The following is a 17,062-nucleotide window of genomic DNA, read 5'->3' on the forward strand; positions in this document are numbered from 1 at the left end:
TACCCGGGCGCGTGTCGTGACGACATCATCCGTCCGTCACCGCACGCTCCCGGACCGGCAACTCCCCACGCGCGCGCGAGGGTTGCACGGCCCGGTCCGTGTGTGGCGTACGTCACTCCCGTACGGCCCCCGGGTGGTGTCCGGACACTCACTGGCCCCCGTACGCGCCGGACGCCGTCAGCCGCAGTGCCGTGTCGATGAGCGGCACGTGGCTGAACGCCTGGGGGAAGTTGCCGACCTGGCGCTGGAGGCGCGGGTCCCACTCCTCGGCCAGCAGGCCCAGGTCGTTGCGCAGGGCCAGCAGCTTCTCGAAGAGCCTGCGGGCCTCGTCGACCCGGCCGATCATCGCCAGGTCGTCGGCCATCCAGAACGAGCAGGCCAGGAAGGCGCCCTCGTCGCCGGGCAGGCCGTCCACGCCCTCGTCGGAGCCCTCGGTCGGGTAGCGCAGGATGAAGCCGTCGTGGGTGGACAGCTCCCGCTGGATCGCCTCGATGGTGCCGATGACCCGCTTGTCGTCCGGAGGCAGGAAGCCCATCTGCGGGATGAGCAGCAGGGAGGCGTCCAGCTCCTTGGAACCGTAGGACTGCGTGAAGGTGTTGCGCTCGGGGTCGTACCCCTTCTCGCAGACGTCCCGGTGGATCTCGTCGCGCAGCTCGCGCCAGCGCTCCAGCGGCCCCTCCGCGTCCCCCGACTCGATCAGCTTGATCGTCCGGTCGACCGCGACCCAGGCCATCACCTTGGAGTGCACGAAGTGCCGGCGCGGCCCGCGCACCTCCCAGATGCCCTCGTCCGGCTGGTCCCAGTGGTCCTCCAGGTAGCTGATCAGCTTCAGCTGGAGGAGGGAGGCGTAGTCGTTACGCGCCAGGCCCGTCATGTGCGCCAGGTGCAGAGCCTCGGTGACCTCGCCGTAGACGTCGAGCTGGAGCTGGTTGGCGGCGCCGTTGCCGACCCGCACCGGGGCGGAGTTCTCGTACCCCGGCAGCCAGTCCAGCTCCGCCTCGCCCAGCTCCCGCTCGCCCGCGATCCCGTACATGATCTGCAGATTCTCCGGGTCGCCCGCCACCGCGCGCAGCAGCCACTCGCGCCAGGCCCGGGCCTCCTCGCGGTAGCCGGTCCGCAGCAGGGAGGAGAGGGTGATGGCGGCGTCGCGCAGCCAGGTGTAGCGGTAGTCCCAGTTCCGGACGCCGCCGATGTCCTCCGGCAGCGAGGTGGTCGGCGCGGCGACGATGCCGCCCGTGGGCGCGTACGTCAGCGCCTTCAAGGTGATCAGGGAGCGGACCACGGCCTCGCGGTAGGGACCCCGGTACGTACAGTGCTCGACCCACTCGCGCCAGAAGTCGGTCGTCGCCTCCAGTGCGCCCTCCGGGTCCGCCATGGGCGGCTCCGGGTGGTGGGAGGGCTGCCAGCTGATGGTGAACGCGACCCGCTCGCCCGCCGAGACGGTGAAGTCGGAGTACGTGGTGAGGTTCTCGCCGTGCGTCTCGGCGGTGGTGTCCAGCCAGACCGAGTCGGGGCCGGCGACGGCGACCGTACGGTTGTCGACCTTGTGCACCCAGGGCACCACGCGCCCGTAGCTGAAGCGCATGCGCAGCGCGGAGCGCATCCGCACCCGGCCGCTGACACCTTCCACGATGCGCACCAGCTGGGGCGCGCCGTCGCGGGGTGGCATGAAATCGGTCACCCGCACCGTGCCGCGACCCGGGATGTCCCACTCGGATTCGAGGATGAGCGAGTCGCCCCGGTAGCGGCGGCGGTCGGCGGCCGGCGGCTGCTCGCCTTCGGCGTGCGCCGGCCCCATCCGCCAGAAACCGTGTTCCTCGGTACCGAGGATTCCTGCGAAGACCGCGTGCGAGTCGAAGCGGGGCAGGCACAGCCAGTCGGCCGTGCCGTCCCGGCAGACCAGGGCAGCGGTCTGCATGTCTCCGATGAGTGCGTAGTCCTCGATGCGCCCGGCCACGTGCATCTCCAGTCGAACGGCCACGTCCGCCCCGCGGGGCGCTTACTGGGGTCTGGGGGTCAGGGATAGCCGTCGAGCGCTTCGTGTCCCGGGGACGGGCTGGGGTGGTGCCGTGCGCGGGCCTGGCTCGACAGGCGAATGTCCGAGCAGGATACGACGCCCCCCGGCCCTCTGTGTGATCGTCCTGGTAGAGCAGCTGAGCCGAACGGGTGAGCTAGTAGCGCTCCGTGTGAACCCATGTGCCGCGCGTGGCCGGAAGCGGTCTCCCCTCGTCGCTGATACCCTGGTAGCCCGTGGACCGGTGGGCGCCCCACTACAGACGGCGGGCCCCCGAACCGCAGCGACGGCACCTCCGGAATCCCCGGAAGGGCGCCGGTACGCACCTCCAGACCGCGACCACGGGAGCCCCCTCTTGGCCATGCCGCCCAAATCCACGACGACCAAGCACATCTTCGTCACCGGGGGTGTCGCGTCCTCCCTCGGCAAGGGGCTGACCGCCTCCAGCCTGGGTGCGCTCCTCAAGGCGCGGGGCCTTCGGGTCACGATGCAGAAGCTCGACCCCTACCTCAACGTCGACCCCGGCACGATGAACCCGTTCCAGCACGGTGAGGTGTTCGTCACCAACGACGGCGCCGAGACCGACCTGGACATCGGCCACTACGAGCGCTTCCTCGACGTCGACCTCGACGGCTCGGCCAACGTCACCACCGGCCAGGTCTACTCGCAGGTGATCGCCAAGGAGCGGCGCGGCGAGTACCTGGGCGACACGGTCCAGGTGATCCCGCACATCACCAACGAGATCAAGCACCGCATCCGCCGGATGGCCACCGACGACGTCGACGTCGTCATCACGGAGGTCGGCGGAACCGTCGGCGACATCGAGTCGCTGCCGTTCCTGGAGACGGTCCGCCAGGTCCGCCACGAGGTCGGCCGCGACAACGTCTTCGTCGTGCACATCTCGCTCCTGCCCTACATCGGCCCCTCCGGCGAGCTCAAGACCAAGCCGACCCAGCACTCGGTCGCGGCCCTTCGCAACATCGGCATCCAGCCCGACGCGATCGTGCTGCGCGCCGACCGCGACGTGCCGACCGCGATCAAGCGCAAGATCTCGCTGATGTGCGACGTCGACGAGGCGGCCGTGGTCGCGGCCATCGACGCCAAGTCGATCTACGACATCCCGAAGGTGCTGCACACGGAGGGCCTGGACGCCTACGTCGTGCGCAAGCTCGACCTGCCGTTCCGCGATGTCGACTGGACGACCTGGGACGACCTGCTGGACCGCGTCCACAACCCCGACCACGAGGTCGCGGTCGCGCTGGTCGGCAAGTACATCGACCTGCCGGACGCCTACCTGTCGGTGACCGAGGCGCTGCGCGCCGGCGGTTTCGCCAACCGGGCCCGCGTCAAGGTCAAGTGGGTCGCCTCCGACGAGTGCAAGACCCCGGCCGGCGCCGCCAAGCAGCTCGGCGACGTGGACGCGATCTGCATCCCCGGCGGCTTCGGCGACCGCGGTGTGTCCGGCAAGGTCGGCGCGATCCAGTACGCCCGTGAGAACCGGATCCCGCTGCTCGGCCTGTGCCTGGGCCTCCAGTGCATCGTGATCGAGGCCGCGCGCAACCTGGCGGGCATCACGGACGCCAACTCCACCGAGTTCGACCCCGCCACCGCGCACCCCGTCATCTCGACGATGGAGGAGCAGCTGGCGTACGTCGAGGGCGCGGGCGACCTGGGCGGCACCATGCGTCTGGGCCTGTACCCGGCGAAGCTCGCGGAGGGCTCGATCGTGCGCGAGGTGTACGGCGACGAGCAGTACATCGACGAGCGCCACCGCCACCGCTACGAGGTGAACAACGCCTACCGCGCGGAGCTGGAGAAGAAGACGGGCATCGTCTTCTCCGGTACGTCCCCGGACAACAAGCTCGTCGAGTACGTCGAGTACCCCCGCGAGGTGCACCCCTACCTGGTCGCCACCCAGGCCCACCCGGAGCTGCGCTCGCGCCCCACCCGCCCCCACCCCCTCTTCGCCGGTCTGGTGAAGGCCGCCGTGCGCCGGCAGACGGAGGCGGGCAAGACGGGCAGGACGGGTAAGTAGGACCAGACGATACGGTTGACCGGGGTACGGGCCTGTCGGGGCCCGTACCCCGGTTTTCTGCACGAGGGAGGACGTCTTCATGACCATCAAGGACACGCCCGAGGAATGGTCCGTGACCGCGAGCGCGGTCCCGTTCCGGGGCAACAAGACCAGTGTCCGCACCGACGACGTGGTCATGCCCGACGGGACCGTGGTGCGCCGCGACTACCAGGTCCATCCGGGCTCGGTGGCGGTCCTCGCCCTCGACGAGGAGGACCGGGTCCTGGTGCTGCGGCAGTACCGGCACCCGGTGCGGCAGAAGCTGTGGGAGATCCCGGCGGGGCTGCTGGACGTGCCCGGTGAGAACCCGTTGAGCGCCGCGCAGCGCGAGCTGTACGAGGAGGCGCACGTCAAGGCGGACCGGTGGCGGGTGCTGACGGACGTCTACACCACCCCGGGCGGCTGCGACGAGGCCGTGCGGATCTTCCTGGCCCAGGACCTGTCGGCCGCCGAGGGCGAGCGCTTCGAGGTCGCCGAGGAGGAGGCCGACATGGAGCTCGCCCGGGTGCCCCTGGACGAGCTGGTGCGCGGGGTGCTCGCGGGCGACCTGCACAACAACTGTCTGGTGGTGGGTGTCCTTTCGGTACTGGCGGCCCGCGCGGGCGACGGTCTGGACGCGCTGCGCCCGGCCGAGGCACCCTGGCCCGCACGCCCCTTCGAGGCGTGACGTCCGGATCCGGACGTCCGGTGTGACGATCGGCTGATCCGATTGGGCGATCTGTCCGCCCTGCCCCGCCGGGACGCCGCCGGGGCTGAACTACGCTCGGATCACCCGTACGGAGACCCGGCGGGCTCAGCACGTGCGCAGGTGGACGGGAGCGTGGCCCGTGACGGATCAGGCGGTGGACTTCGACGGCGCCGAGCGGCCCCGGAAGGCCGCCTCCACGCCGGAGGAACCAGGCCGCCCGGACCGGCCCGGCGGCGGGCGGGCCGCCGGGCTCCGGCCGTCACGACGTCAGTTCTTCGGCCGGCAGCGCGAGTTGAAGGCCCTGCGGGCCGACATCCAGCGCGCCGGCCTCGACACCATCGCCGGGCGCAAGGCCCCCCGCGCCCGCGTCCTGCTGATCGCCGGCCGCCCCGGCAGCGGGCGGTCCTCGCTCGCCGAGGAACTCGTGCGCGAGCTCGTCCCCGGCTACCCGGACGGCGTGCTGCGCGCCCGGCTCACCGACCCCGGCGGCGCACGGGTGCCCACCGGGCGCACCGCACGGGAACTGCTCGGCGCGCTGGGGGTCCCCGTACCCGCCGGCGCCGACGACGACGAGCTGACCGGCCTCGTGCGCGACGCGCTCGCCGGACGCCGGGCGCTGCTGCTCCTCGACGACGCCGTCGACGCCGGCCAGGTCGACCCGTTGCTGCCGGACAACCCCGCCTGCCTGGTGGTGGCCGTCGCCCAGGGGCCGCTCACCGGCATCCCCGACGTACGGCCCTGCACCGTCGGCGGCCTGGACGCCAAGTCGGCCATCGAGCTGCTGGACGGCTTCACGGGCTCGGTGCGCATCACCGTCGACCCGCAGGCCGCCGAGACCCTCACCGAGCTGTGCGGCGGCCAGCCCGCGGCGCTGGTCCTGGTGGGCGGGTGGCTCGCGGCCCGGCCCATGTCCTCGGTCGCCGACCTCACCAAACGGCTCCGGGCCCTGCCCGACGACCCCGAGAGCCCGGCCGCCGGCCGCCCGCTCGCCCGTGCGTTCCGGCTGGCCTACGAAGCGCTGCCGGCGCCCGCCGCGAGGATCCTGCGGCTGCTCGCCCTCGCCCCGGTCGGGATCGCCGACGCCCAGACGGCCTCCGCCCTGGCGGGCTGCTCCGTCTCGGCCGCCAGGTCCACGCTGGAGGGGTTCGCCGCCCTCGGACTGGTACGGCAGGTGGACGCCGAGCAGTACGAGCTGCCCGGCTGCCTGGTGCCGCTGGTGCGCGCCCTGCTGGAGAGCGAGGACCGGCCCGCCGAGGTGCAGCTGGCCCGGGCGCGCATGCTGGAGCGGACCGTGCGGCTCCTCCAGTCCTGCCGGGCGGTCACCGAACCGGAGGGCTCGCCCGCGCGCAAGAAGCTGGCGGGCACGCCCCGGGCGCTGCGCTTCCCGACCCCGGGCGCCGCCGCCGACTGGCTGCGCACCCGGCAGCCCGCGCTGCTCGCCTCCGCCCGCCTCGCCGTCGCCGACGGGGAGCTCGACACCCTGGCCCGGCGCCTGATGGCCGCCCTCGTGCGCGCCCTGACCGCGCACCTGGGCGCCGAGGCGGCCGCGCCCGAGCTGTACGGGCTGCACCAGCTGGTCCTCGATGTGGCGGAGCGGCGCGGACTGCACCGGGAACGGGCCGCCGCGCTGCTGAACCTGGCCGACCTGGACGCAGGTACCGGCCGCACCGAGGACGCCCTGGCCCGCTACCGGGCCGCCCTGGACGCCGGACGGGCCGCGAACGACCCGTACGCGACCGGTCGCGCGATGGAATCCGTAGGCGGCGCCTACCAGGAACTGGGGGACTGGCAGCGGGCGGGCGACTGGTACGGCAGGGCGCTCTCGCAGCGGCTGGCGCGCGACGAGCGGGCCGATCAGGCGCGGCTGTACGGCAGGCTCGGCGCCGTGCACACCTACGCGGGCCGCTACGGCGAGGCGCTGCGGAACTGGCGGGCGGCCGCGGCCGGATATCGCCGACTCGGTGATCCGGCTGGCCACGCAAGGGCGTTGAGCGAAGCGGCCCGGGTGCAGGAGTACGCCGGGCGGCCGCAGGAGTCGCTGCGCACCTGCGAGGAGGCGGTCGAGTGGGCGCGCCAGGCCCAGGACGTGCGGCTTCAGGCGGCGCTCCAGCTCAGGCTGGCGGACACGCTCGACCGGCTCGGCGACCCGGCCGCCGCCCGGCTCCACCGGGCCGCGGCCGACCGGCTGCTCGGAACGGAGGGTTCCCCCCGGGGTACAGCCTGCGAAATCCGTAGTGCTTCAGCCAAAGATTAATGCTTTGCAAGGCTAGACAGCTGGAAGTCCTTCATTAGACTGGGTCCGCCGCGATTGACCGCGGTGTATCCCGTTGCGCACCAGTGCATCCGGGTATGTATCGCATTGCCCCCGTACCCCCAAAGCCAAGGACCGTGATCGACGTGAAGGTCGGCATCCCCCGCGAGGTCAAGAACAACGAGTTCCGGGTGGCCATCACCCCCGCCGGTGTGCACGAGCTCGTGCGCAACGGCCACCAGGTCTTCGTCGAGCAGAACGCCGGTGTGGGCTCCTCGATCACGGACGACGAGTACATCGCCGCCGGTGCGGAGATCCTGCCGACCGCCGACGAGGTGTGGGCCACCGCGGACCTGCTGCTGAAGGTCAAGGAGCCGATCGCCGAGGAGTACCACCGCCTCCGCAAGGACCAGACCCTCTTCACCTACCTGCACCTGGCCGCTTCCCGCGAGTGCACGGACGCCCTCATCGCGTCCGGCACCACCGCCATCGCGTACGAGACGGTCGAGACCGCCAACCGTGCCCTGCCGCTGCTCGCCCCGATGTCCGAGGTCGCGGGCCGGCTGGCCCCGCAGGTCGGCGCCTACCACCTGATGCGCGCCGTCGGCGGCCGCGGCGTCCTGCCGGGCGGCGTCCCGGGCGTGATCCCGGCCAAGGCCGTCGTCATCGGCGGTGGCGTCTCCGGCTGGAACGCCACGCAGATCGCGATCGGCATGGGCTTCGACGTGACCCTGCTCGACCGCGACATCAACAAGCTGCGCGAGGCGGACAAGATCTTCGGTACGAAGGTCAAGGCCGTCATGTCCAACTCCTTCGAGCTGGAGAAGGCCGTCCTGGAGGCCGACCTCGTCATCGGTGCCGTGCTCATCCCGGGCGCCAAGGCCCCGAAGCTGGTCACCAACGAGCTGGTCTCCCGGATGAAGCCCGGAAGTGTCCTTGTCGACATCGCGATCGACCAGGGCGGCTGCTTCGAGGACTCCCGTCCCACCACCCACGCCGAGCCGACCTTCCCGGTCCACAACTCGGTCTTCTACTGCGTCGCCAACATGCCCGGCGCGGTCCCGAACACCTCCACCTACGCGCTGACCAACGCCACGCTGCCCTACATCGTGTCGCTGGCCAACAACGGCTGGGTCGAGGCGCTGCGCCGCGACGCCGCGCTCGCCAAGGGCCTCAACACCCATGACGGCAAGGTCGTCTACCGGGAGGTCGCCGAGGCCCACGGCCTGGAGCACCTTGAGCTGAGCGCGCTCATCGCCTGACCCGGCGCCCCCGGCACCCCGGTCAACGGGGATCGTCAACCACGCGCACCCGGCCGGACCTTGTGGGACGAGGTCCGGCCGGATGTGTGCCCGGCCACTTCCTGGGCGCTGTTCAAGTCGCCTCGAACGTAACCCTTTAACCGTTTCGCACACCCGCGAAATGTGTCGATGGATGGCCGCGCACCCTTGACAGAGGGGTGTTCGGTTGCCGACACATCGGGCCGCGTCCGGCCGATTGTGTTGCTGCGGAGCGGTGACACGCCATAGAGTCGCCAACCGTCGGCATGGTGCCACGCTGACCTATCGATAAGTTTCCTGGTCACGTCCAAGGAGGTAAGACGACTTGTGAATGAGTCGACATTTACTCCCGGGGGTGGTCAACCAGGAATGCCTGCGACGGCCCAGGGTCCGTCGTCCGGGCTCGAGGCTGTCGGCTCCGTCGCTGTCCGAACCTTCGCGACGCACCAGCACATGACGACAGCCCACACGATGAAGATGATGGACGGCCAACACGTGAACGCCATGGCCGGCAACGAGAGTGGCCGAGAGTCCACCCACTTCGCCGCCTACGACGAAGTCCCCGAGGGGCACTTCTACGACCCTGACGCCGAGTACGAGCCCGACCCGGAGTACGCGGCCACCCTCGCCCCGGACGCTGCCCGTCAGCGCCGCGAGCGGATCGGCCCCACCGGACGGCCCCTGCCGTACTTCCCGATCCCCGGGCCGCTGACCGAGCACGGCCCCGCGAAGATCATCGCGATGTGCAACCAGAAGGGCGGCGTGGGAAAGACCACGTCGACCATCAACCTGGGCGCCGCGCTCGCGGAGTACGGCCGACGGGTGCTGCTCGTCGACTTCGACCCGCAGGGAGCCCTGTCGGTCGGCCTCGGCGTCAATCCGATGGAGCTGGACCTCACCGTCTACAACCTGCTCATGGAGCGGGGCATGTCGGCGGACGAGGTGCTGCTCAAGACCGCCGTGCCCAACATGGACCTGCTGCCGAGCAACATCGACCTCTCGGCCGCGGAAGTCCAGCTCGTCAGCGAGGTCGCGCGCGAGTCCACGCTCCAGCGCGCCCTGAAGCCGCTGCTCCAGGACTACGACTACATCGTGATCGACTGCCAGCCGTCGCTCGGTCTGCTCACGGTGAACGCGCTCACCGCGGCGCACAAGGTGATAGTGCCGCTGGAGTGCGAGTTCTTCGCGCTGCGAGGTGTGGCACTCCTCACCGAGACGATCGAGAAGGTCCAGGAGCGGCTCAACCCCGACCTGGAGCTCGACGGCATCCTCGCCACGATGTACGACTCGCGCACCGTGCACAGCCGCGAGGTGCTGGCCCGGGTGGTCGAGGCCTTCGACGATCACGTCTACCACACCGTGATCGGCCGGACCGTGCGCTTCCCGGAGACCACGGTCGCCGGTGAGCCGATCACGACGTACGCGTCGAACTCGGTCGGTGCGGCCGCCTACCGCCAGCTCGCCAGGGAGGTGCTCGCCCGGTGTCACGCCGAGTGAGTCTGCCCGGTGCCGACGAGCTGTTCCGTACGACCGGGGGCATGGCGCTGCAGGCGTCGTCCCCGAGGCGCCAGGCGGGCGGACCCGGCGGGCCGAACGGTGAGCCGCGGGTGCCCGCCCCCGCCGGGGAGAGCGCGCCACCGGCCGCCGCGCCCGCGGCCGGGGACGCGGCGGCCGGTGGCACGGCCCCGGGTCCCGCCTCCCGCTCGCAGGAGCACTCGGCCGCCGACGCGGAGGCCGCGGAGCCCCGCAGCCGTACGGCCGACGCGGAGGCGTCCGGCGCCCCCGGGAAGGCCACCACGGCTCCGGCCCGGCGTCGCGGACGCTCGCAGAACCGGCGCCCCAGCGGGCGTGAGCGGCACGACGAGAAGATCACGGTGTACGTCTCCGCCGAGGAACTGATGGACCTCGAACACGCCCGGCTGGTGCTGCGCGGCGAGCACGGCCTGGCCGTGGACCGCGGCCGGATCGTCCGCGAGGCGGTCGCCGTGGTGCTGGCGGACCTGGAGTCGAGGGGCGACGCGAGCATTCTCGTACGGCGTCTGCGCGGGCGCTGAGGATAGCCTGCGCGGACCGCCGTACGTCCGTTCCGCCCCCTGGACAGCCATGCCCCCGACCGACGAGCCCGCCGACCTCCCCACCGCCTCCCGGCGGCCGGCCGAGGCGCCCGCCCCGCGGCGGGCTCCCCGCCGCGCCCTGGGGCGCGGCCCGGGCGTGCCGGTGGCGGCCGCCGACGCGCCGCCCCCGGCCCCGCCCGCGCCCACGGATCGCGGGCCGGAGTCCGATCCGCCGGAGTCCGCTCCCGGGGGTGAGCTCGACCCCGCACAGGAGCCCGAGCCCGAGCACGGTCCCGCGCCCGACCCGGAGGACGTGCCCGGGCTTGCGCCGGAGTCGCAGCCGCACTCCGATCCCGGGCAGCCGAGGACCGTCGCCACCGCCGTGCAGGGACCGCCGACGGCCTCCGGGGCCGATGACGGGCCCGCGGGCGCCCACGGGGGCGGTGAGGGGCCCGCGGGTCCGCCGGGGCCCGCAGACCCGCCCGGCACGGAACAGGCCCGCACAGGCCCGTCCGGCACGGAACCGGCCGCTCCCGACCGGGACACCCCCGGGAACGGGCGTTTCACCGTCCGGCTGAAGAACTTCGAGGGCCCCTTCGATCTGCTGCTGCAACTGATCTCGAAGCACAAGCTGGACGTCACCGAGGTGGCGCTCTCCAAGGTGACCGACGAGTTCATGGCCCACATCCGGGCCATGGGCCCCGACGGGGACCTCGACCAGACCACCGAGTTCCTGGTGGTCGCCGCCACGCTGCTCGACCTCAAGGCCGCCCGGCTGCTGCCCGCCGCCGAGGTGGAGGACGAGGCGGACCTCGCGTTGCTGGAGGCGCGGGACCTGCTCTTCGCGAGGCTCCTGCAGTACCGGGCGTACAAGCGGATCGCCGAGATCTTCGACGAGCGGCTGGACGGCGAGGGCAGGCGGTACCCCCGGACCGTGGGCCTGGAGCCGCACCACGCCGAACTGCTCCCCGAGGTGGTCATCGGCATCGGCGCCGAGGGCTTCGCCGCGCTGGCCGTGAAGGCCATGCGGCCCAGGGCCAGGCCCCAGGTGTACGTGGACCACATCCACGCCCCGCTGGTGAGCGTCCGCGAGCAGGCCGGGATCGTGCTGGCGAGACTGCGCGAGCACGGCGAGGTGAGCTTCCGGGAGCTGGCCCACGACGCCCCGGACACGCTCACCGTCGTCGCCCGCTTCCTGGCCCTGCTGGAGCTCTACCGGGAGAAGGCCGTCACCCTCGACCAGGAGGACGCCCTCGGTGAGCTGACCGTCCGGTGGACGGGCGTGCGGAACGCCGAGGTGACGGACGAGTTCGACCGGGTCCGGGAGGAGGAGAAGGTGTGATGGAGCTCAAGCCGGCCCTGGAGGCCGTTCTGATGGTCGTCGACGAGCCCGCGACCGAGGAGCACCTGGCCAAGGTGCTGGAGCGGCCCAGGCGTGAGGTCGCGGACGCGCTGCGGGAGCTCGCCGACGAGTACGACGTGCAGGGGCGGGGCTTCGAGCTGCGGCTGGTGGCCGGCGGCTGGCGCTACTACACCCGGGCCGCCTTCGCCCCGGCCGTCGAGAGCTTCGTCCTGGACGGGCAGCAGGCCCGGCTGACCCGGGCCGCGCTGGAGACCCTGGCGGTCGTCGCGTACCGGCAGCCCGTCAGCCGGTCGAGGGTCTCCGCGGTGCGCGGAGTGAACTGCGACGGAGTCATGCGGACCCTCCTCCAGCGGGGTCTGGTGGAGGAGGCGGGCGCGGAACCCGAAACAGGTGCGATCCTGTACAGGACGACGAACCATTTCCTGGAGCGGATGGGCCTGCGCGGCCTGGACGAACTCCCCGAGCTCGCGCCCTTCCTCCCCGAGGCGGACGCGATCGAGGCGGACACCCTGGAAGGGGTCCCGTCGTTCGATCCGGATGCACCGGATTCCGAGGACGCAGACGACAAGACGGAAATTTGATGCGAAGCAGCAGCGGCAGGAACAGCAGCGGAAACAACGGCGGGAGCCGTGGTGGCAACAGCGGCGGCCGCGGCAGCAGCGGCGGCCGCGGCAATTACCGGGGCGCCGGTAACAGCCGCGACGACCAGCAGCAGCGCGGGAGCGGCGGCAACCCCCGCCGCCCCCGCCCCGAGGAGCGCACCTACGACGTGGGCGGCCCGTCCGACGGCCCGAAGAAGGGTCGCGGCACCGCGGCCCGCGGCGGCGCCAAGGGCGGCCCGAAGGCACCCCAGGGCGGCACCCCGCCCCGTCGCGGCCCGCACGGGCAGCGGCAGGCCCCGGCCCGCTCGCGTGAGCTCGACGCCAAGATCGAGCAGCGCAACCGCGACCGGTACGCGGACCGTCCCGAGATCAGGACCCCGAAGACCTTCCCGGGCGCCGAGCAGGAGGGCGAGCGGCTGCAGAAGGTGCTCGCCCGTGCCGGCATGGGCTCCCGCCGCGCCTGCGAGGAGCTGATCGAGCAGGCCCGCGTCGAGGTCAACGGCGAGATCGTCCTGGAGCAGGGCAAGCGCGTCGACCCGGAGAAGGACGAGATCAAGGTCGACGGCCTGACGGTCGCCACCCAGTCGTACCTCTTCTTCGCGCTGAACAAGCCCGCCGGTGTCGTCTCCACCATGGAGGACCCCGACGGCCGCCAGTGCCTGGGCGACTACGTCACCAACCGTGAGACCCGGCTCTTCCACGTCGGGCGGCTCGACACCGAGACCGAGGGCATCATCCTGCTCACCAACCACGGTGAGCTGGCCCACCGCCTCACGCACCCCAAGTACGGCGTGAAGAAGACCTACCTGGCCGCCATCACGGGCCCGCTGCCGCGCGAGGTCGGCAAGCGGCTCAAGGACGGCATCCAGCTGGAGGACGGCTACGCCCGTGCCGACCACTTCCGGGTGGTCGAGCAGACCGGAAAGAACTACCTCGTCGAGGTCACCCTGCACGAGGGGCGCAAGCACATCGTGCGCCGGATGCTCGCCGAGGCGGGCTTCCCGGTCGAGAAGCTCGTCCGGACGGCCTTCGGCCCGATCGCGCTCGGCGACCAGAAGTCCGGCTGGCTGCGCCGGCTGACCAACACCGAGGTCGGCATGCTGATGAAGGAAGTCGGCCTGTAAGGGTCATCACCGCGCGAAAGCCCGCGACCGCACCGTGGTCGCGGGCTTTCGCGCGTTCGTGATGGTCCATCAGGCTTGTGGACCTACCCCTCCGCCTTTATAGTCAGGTTGACTCTTAAGGAGGCGGGCGTGCGACTCGCGGACATACTCGAACCTCTCCAGCAGCCCCTGTTCACCGTCCTGGACACCCCGGTCAGCTGGACCGAGGTCCTCGGCTTCGGCAGCGGCGCCCTGTGCGTCTGGCTCGTGGCGCGTCAGCACATCGCCAACTGGCCGATCGGCATCGCCAACAACATCCTGTTCATCCTGCTCTTCTGGCAGGCGGGCCTGTACGCCGACGCGGGCCTCCAGATCGTCTTCATCACCCTCGCCGTGTACGGCTGGTGGACCTGGACCCACGGGGGTGGACCAGGCTCCGACGCCCTGCCGGTGCGCCGCACCACGCGCACCGAATGGACGTGGCTGCTCGCGGCGGGGGTGGTGGGGACCCTCGCGCTGACGGTGCTCCTGGACCGCGCCACCGACTCGTCCGTCCCCTTCTGGGACGCCCTGACCACCGCCCTCTCCCTGATGGCGACCTACGGCCAGTGCCGCAAGCGGCTGGAGTCGTGGTGGCTGTGGATCGCCGCCGACGTGGTGTACATCCCGCTCTACGCCTACAAGGAGCTCTACCTGACCTCCCTGCTGTACATCGGGTTCATGACGCTGTGCGTCATCGGCCTGCGCAACTGGAACCGCGACCTCACGGTCCCGCGGGCTCCAGTGGTCGAGACGCCCGCATGAAGCGCTACGGACACGGCCTGGTACTGGGCAAGTTCTATCCGCCGCACGCCGGCCACCACCATCTGGTGCGCACCGCGCAGGACCGCTGCGAGCGGCTCACCGTGCTCGTCTGCGCGTCGTCGGTGGAGTCCGTCCCGCTCGCCGACCGGGTCGCCTGGATGCGCGAGACCCACCCGGACGCCCATGTCGTGGGTGCCGTCGATGACATCCCGGTCGACCTGACGGACCCCGATGTGTGGGCCGCCCATATGGCCGTGTTCCGCGGGGCGGTGCCCGAGCCCGTGGACGCCGTGTTCACCTCCGAGGCGTACGGCGAGGAGCTCGGCCGGCGCTTCGGCGCCGAGGCCGTGTGCGTGGACCCGGACCGTACGGTCTTTCCGGTCTCCGGCACCGCCGTCCGCAAGGACCCCGTCGGGTGCTGGGACTTCCTGGAGCCGCCCGTGCGGGCGGCGCTCGCCCGCCGGGTGGTGGTCCTGGGCGCCGAGTCGACCGGGACGACCACGCTCGCCCGCGCGCTCGCCGAGCACTACCGGCGGCGCGGCGGGGTCTGGGCGCGCACCCGGTACGTACCGGAGTACGGGCGGGAGTTCAGCGAGGCGAAGCTGGCCGCCCTGCGGGCGGAGCGGCCCGGCGCGAGCTGGGACGAGGTGGCCTTCCGGTCCGAGGAGTTCCCGCTGATCGCCAGGCGCCAGAGAGACCTCGAGGAGGCGGCCGCGCGGGCCGGGTCCCCCGTCGTCTTCTGCGACACCGACGCCTTCGCGACCACGGTCTGGCACGAGCGGTACCTGGGCGCGTCCCACCCGGAGGTGGAGGCGATCGCCGAACGGGGCCGGGTCCAGCACCTGTGGCTGCTGACGGACCACCGGGACGTGCCCTTCGAGGACGACGGACTGCGGGACGGGGAGCACCTGAGGCCCTGGATGACCGACCGCTTCGCGGACCGGCTCGTGGCCACAGGCCGGCGCACGGTCAGGCTGACCGGCCCCCACGAGAGGAGGCTGGCGACCGCCGTGGACGCGGTGGAGGCACTGCTCGGCGAGGGCTGGGCCCTCGCGGACCCCCTCCCGGAGATCCGATGACCGGCGTGCGCCCCGAGGGCTACGATCCGCACGCCTTCGAGCCGTTCGCCGTCACCGTCGACCTCGCCGTCCTCACCGTCCGCGAGGAACAGCTCCACGTGCTGCTCGTCGAACGCGGCCAGGAACCGTACAAGGGGGCCTGGGCGCTGCCGGGCGGCTTCGTCCTGCCCCGGGAGTCCGCCGGACAGGCGGCCCGGCGTGAACTGGCCGAGGAGACCGGGCTGTCCGACAGCACCGTCTCCCACCTCCACCTGGAGCAGCTGCGCACCTACAGCGAACCCGACCGCGACCCGCGGATGCGCGTCGTCTCGGTCGCGTACGCCGCACTCGTCCCGGACCTGCCCGAGCCGCGCGGCGGCGGGGACGCCGCGCACGCCCAGTGGCTCCCGTACGGCACGCACGGGCCGCTCGCCTTCGACCACGACACGATCCTCGCCGACGCGCGCGACCGCGTCGGCGCCAAGCTGGAGTACACCTGCCTCGCCACCGCCTTCTGCCCGCCCGAGTTCACCCTCGGCGAGCTGCGCCAGGTGTACGAGACGGTGTGGGGCGTCGAGCTCGACCGCCCCAACTTCCGGCGCAAGGTCCTCACCACGCCCGGCTTCGTCCAGGCCGTGGAAGGGGCGGCGCGCCTGACCGGCGGACGGGGGAAACCGGCCGCTCTCTACCGGGCGGGGCAAGCGACCGCCCTGCACCCACCGCTGCTGCGACCGGAAGGACGGCAGACATGATCGCGGCCAGGACCATCACCAAACGGGCGGCCACCGGCTCGCTCATCGGGCTCGCGCTCGGGGACGCGCTGGGGTTCCCGACCGAGTTCAATGACGTGCCCTCGATCCTCGCCAAGTGCGGACCGTGGCGGGAGATGCGGCTGCCCACACCCGCGTTCGTCACCGACGACACCCAGATGACCCTCGCGCTCGCGCGCGGCATACGGACCGCCATGGACAGCGGGGTGCTGGCCCCGCTCCGGCTGACCCGCCCGCTGCGTGACGAGTTCGTCGACTGGTACCACTCCCCGGAGAACAACCGGGCCCCCGGCCGCACCTGCCTGGTCGCCTGCCGGGCCCTGGACGGCGACCTGCCGTGGCAGCAGGCCAGCCAGATCGGCTCCAAGGGCTGCGGCGCCAACATGCGGGTGGCCCCGCTCGGCCTCGTACCCGGGCTCGGCGAGGAACAGCGGGCCGGCGCCGCCCAGTTGCAGTCCGCGCTCACCCACGGACACCCCACCGCGCTGGCCGCCTCCGACCTCACGGCCCGGGCGGTGTACCTGCTGACGCAGGGCACGGAGCCGCACGCGCTGGTCGGGCAGTTGCGCGCGTACGCCCTGGAGAACCGCTCCCGCTACCACGCCAAGTGGCTCGGGGACCTGTGGACCCACGCCCACGACCCCTCGCCCGAGCACTTCGTCCGGAGGGGCTGGGACGAGTGCCTGAACGTTCTGGACACCCTGGAGTCGGCGCTGCGCACCGCCGGCCCCGAGACCGACCCGTGCCTGCTGACCGGGGCGGGCTGGATCGCCGAGGAGGCCCTCGCCACCTCTCTGCTGTGCTTCCTGCTCTTCCCCGACGAACCGGTGACCGCACTGCGCCGGGCCGCCTGCACCAGCGGTGACTCGGACTCGATCGCCTGCCTCACCGGCGCGTTCGCCGGCGCCCACCTGGGAGCGGGGGCATGGCCGAAGGAGTGGTCGGAACGGATCGAGTACCGCAGCGAGCTGTTGACACTGGGAGCCCTCTGGGACGCTTGA

At 72.0% G+C, this 17,062-nt stretch carries 14 protein-coding genes; 13 read left to right on the forward strand and 1 reads right to left on the reverse strand.

Features of this window, described 5'->3' with window-relative positions; genetic code table 11:
* Nucleotides 1-148: 148 nt before the first annotated feature.
* A complete protein-coding gene (locus PUR26_RS07870) occupies nt 149-1,957 on the reverse strand; it encodes a glycoside hydrolase family 15 protein (RefSeq protein ID WP_329871031.1) in 1,809 nt (602 codons plus the stop codon).
* Between the two features lie 418 nt (nt 1,958-2,375).
* On the opposite strand from PUR26_RS07870, the gene PUR26_RS07875 reads away from it, so the two are divergent.
* The 13 genes from PUR26_RS07875 (at nt 2,376) to PUR26_RS07935 (ending at nt 17,062) form a co-directional block, all read left to right on the forward strand.
* Complete coding sequence (locus PUR26_RS07875) at nt 2,376-4,049, forward strand: CTP synthase (protein ID WP_329870566.1); 1,674 nt, start codon at nt 2,376-2,378, stop codon at nt 4,047-4,049.
* Nucleotides 4,050-4,128: 79 nt separating this feature from the next.
* Nucleotides 4,129-4,755, forward strand: a complete 627-nt coding sequence (locus PUR26_RS07880) for an NUDIX hydrolase (protein ID WP_329870568.1) — start codon at nt 4,129-4,131, stop codon at nt 4,753-4,755.
* Between the two features lie 160 nt (nt 4,756-4,915).
* Nucleotides 4,916-7,030 carry a tetratricopeptide repeat protein gene (locus tag PUR26_RS07885; RefSeq protein ID WP_443077005.1) on the forward strand — a complete coding sequence of 705 codons (2,115 nt, stop codon included), beginning with the start codon at nt 4,916-4,918 and terminating at the stop codon, nt 7,028-7,030.
* A 143-nt stretch (nt 7,031-7,173) separates the two neighbouring features.
* Nucleotides 7,174-8,289 carry an alanine dehydrogenase gene (gene ald, locus PUR26_RS07890; protein WP_329871034.1) on the forward strand — a complete coding sequence of 372 codons (1,116 nt, stop codon included), beginning with the start codon at nt 7,174-7,176 and terminating at the stop codon, nt 8,287-8,289.
* Nucleotides 8,290-8,676: 387 nt separating this feature from the next.
* Nucleotides 8,677-9,804, forward strand: coding sequence for a ParA family protein (locus PUR26_RS07895; RefSeq protein ID WP_329870570.1), 1,128 nt, complete (start codon nt 8,677-8,679; stop codon nt 9,802-9,804).
* Nucleotides 9,789-10,361, forward strand: coding sequence for a hypothetical protein (locus PUR26_RS07900; protein WP_329870572.1), 573 nt, complete (start codon nt 9,789-9,791; stop codon nt 10,359-10,361). The genes PUR26_RS07895 and PUR26_RS07900 overlap by 16 nt, the downstream gene beginning before the upstream one ends.
* A 49-nt stretch (nt 10,362-10,410) precedes the next feature.
* Nucleotides 10,411-11,703 (forward strand): segregation/condensation protein A, encoded by a 1,293-nt coding sequence (locus PUR26_RS07905; protein WP_329870574.1) that lies wholly within the window; start codon nt 10,411-10,413, stop codon nt 11,701-11,703.
* Nucleotides 11,703-12,305, forward strand: coding sequence for an SMC-Scp complex subunit ScpB (gene scpB, locus PUR26_RS07910; protein ID WP_329870576.1), 603 nt, complete (start codon nt 11,703-11,705; stop codon nt 12,303-12,305). The genes PUR26_RS07905 and scpB overlap by 1 nt, the downstream gene beginning before the upstream one ends.
* On the forward strand, nt 12,305-13,450 hold the full coding sequence (locus tag PUR26_RS07915) for a pseudouridine synthase (RefSeq protein WP_329870577.1): 1,146 nt from the start codon (nt 12,305-12,307) through the stop codon (nt 13,448-13,450). Before scpB ends, PUR26_RS07915 begins: the two co-directional genes overlap by 1 nt.
* 129 nt (nt 13,451-13,579) lie before the next feature.
* On the forward strand, nt 13,580-14,233 hold the full coding sequence (pnuC, locus tag PUR26_RS07920) for a nicotinamide riboside transporter PnuC (RefSeq protein ID WP_329870579.1): 654 nt from the start codon (nt 13,580-13,582) through the stop codon (nt 14,231-14,233).
* Nucleotides 14,230-15,312 carry an AAA family ATPase gene (locus tag PUR26_RS07925; RefSeq protein WP_329870581.1) on the forward strand — a complete coding sequence of 361 codons (1,083 nt, stop codon included), beginning with the start codon at nt 14,230-14,232 and terminating at the stop codon, nt 15,310-15,312. Before pnuC ends, PUR26_RS07925 begins: the two co-directional genes overlap by 4 nt.
* Complete coding sequence (locus tag PUR26_RS07930; RefSeq protein ID WP_329870583.1) at nt 15,309-16,043, forward strand: NUDIX hydrolase; 735 nt, start codon at nt 15,309-15,311, stop codon at nt 16,041-16,043. The genes PUR26_RS07925 and PUR26_RS07930 overlap by 4 nt, the downstream gene beginning before the upstream one ends.
* Complete coding sequence (locus PUR26_RS07935) at nt 16,040-17,062, forward strand: ADP-ribosylglycohydrolase family protein (RefSeq protein WP_329870585.1); 1,023 nt, start codon at nt 16,040-16,042, stop codon at nt 17,060-17,062. Before PUR26_RS07930 ends, PUR26_RS07935 begins: the two co-directional genes overlap by 4 nt.

Origin of the sequence: Streptomyces sp. SP18CS02 (assembly GCF_036322365.1) — a bacterium.
In the GTDB taxonomy this organism is placed as follows: domain Bacteria; phylum Actinomycetota; class Actinomycetes; order Streptomycetales; family Streptomycetaceae; genus Streptomyces.

Coding starts and splice junctions, on each gene's coding strand:
- PUR26_RS07935 (WP_329870585.1), top strand. CDS start 16,040: ATGATCGCGGCCAGGACCATCACCAAACGGGCGGCCACCGGCTCGCTC.
- PUR26_RS07895 (WP_329870570.1), top strand. CDS start 8,677: ATGCCTGCGACGGCCCAGGGTCCGTCGTCCGGGCTCGAGGCTGTCGGC.
- PUR26_RS07880 (WP_329870568.1), top strand. CDS start 4,129: ATGACCATCAAGGACACGCCCGAGGAATGGTCCGTGACCGCGAGCGCG.
- PUR26_RS07915 (WP_329870577.1), top strand. CDS start 12,305: ATGCGAAGCAGCAGCGGCAGGAACAGCAGCGGAAACAACGGCGGGAGC.
- PUR26_RS07905 (WP_329870574.1), top strand. CDS start 10,411: ATGCCCCCGACCGACGAGCCCGCCGACCTCCCCACCGCCTCCCGGCGG.
- PUR26_RS07925 (WP_329870581.1), top strand. CDS start 14,230: ATGAAGCGCTACGGACACGGCCTGGTACTGGGCAAGTTCTATCCGCCG.
- scpB (WP_329870576.1), top strand. CDS start 11,703: ATGGAGCTCAAGCCGGCCCTGGAGGCCGTTCTGATGGTCGTCGACGAG.
- PUR26_RS07930 (WP_329870583.1), top strand. CDS start 15,309: ATGACCGGCGTGCGCCCCGAGGGCTACGATCCGCACGCCTTCGAGCCG.
- PUR26_RS07875 (WP_329870566.1), top strand. CDS start 2,376: ATGCCGCCCAAATCCACGACGACCAAGCACATCTTCGTCACCGGGGGT.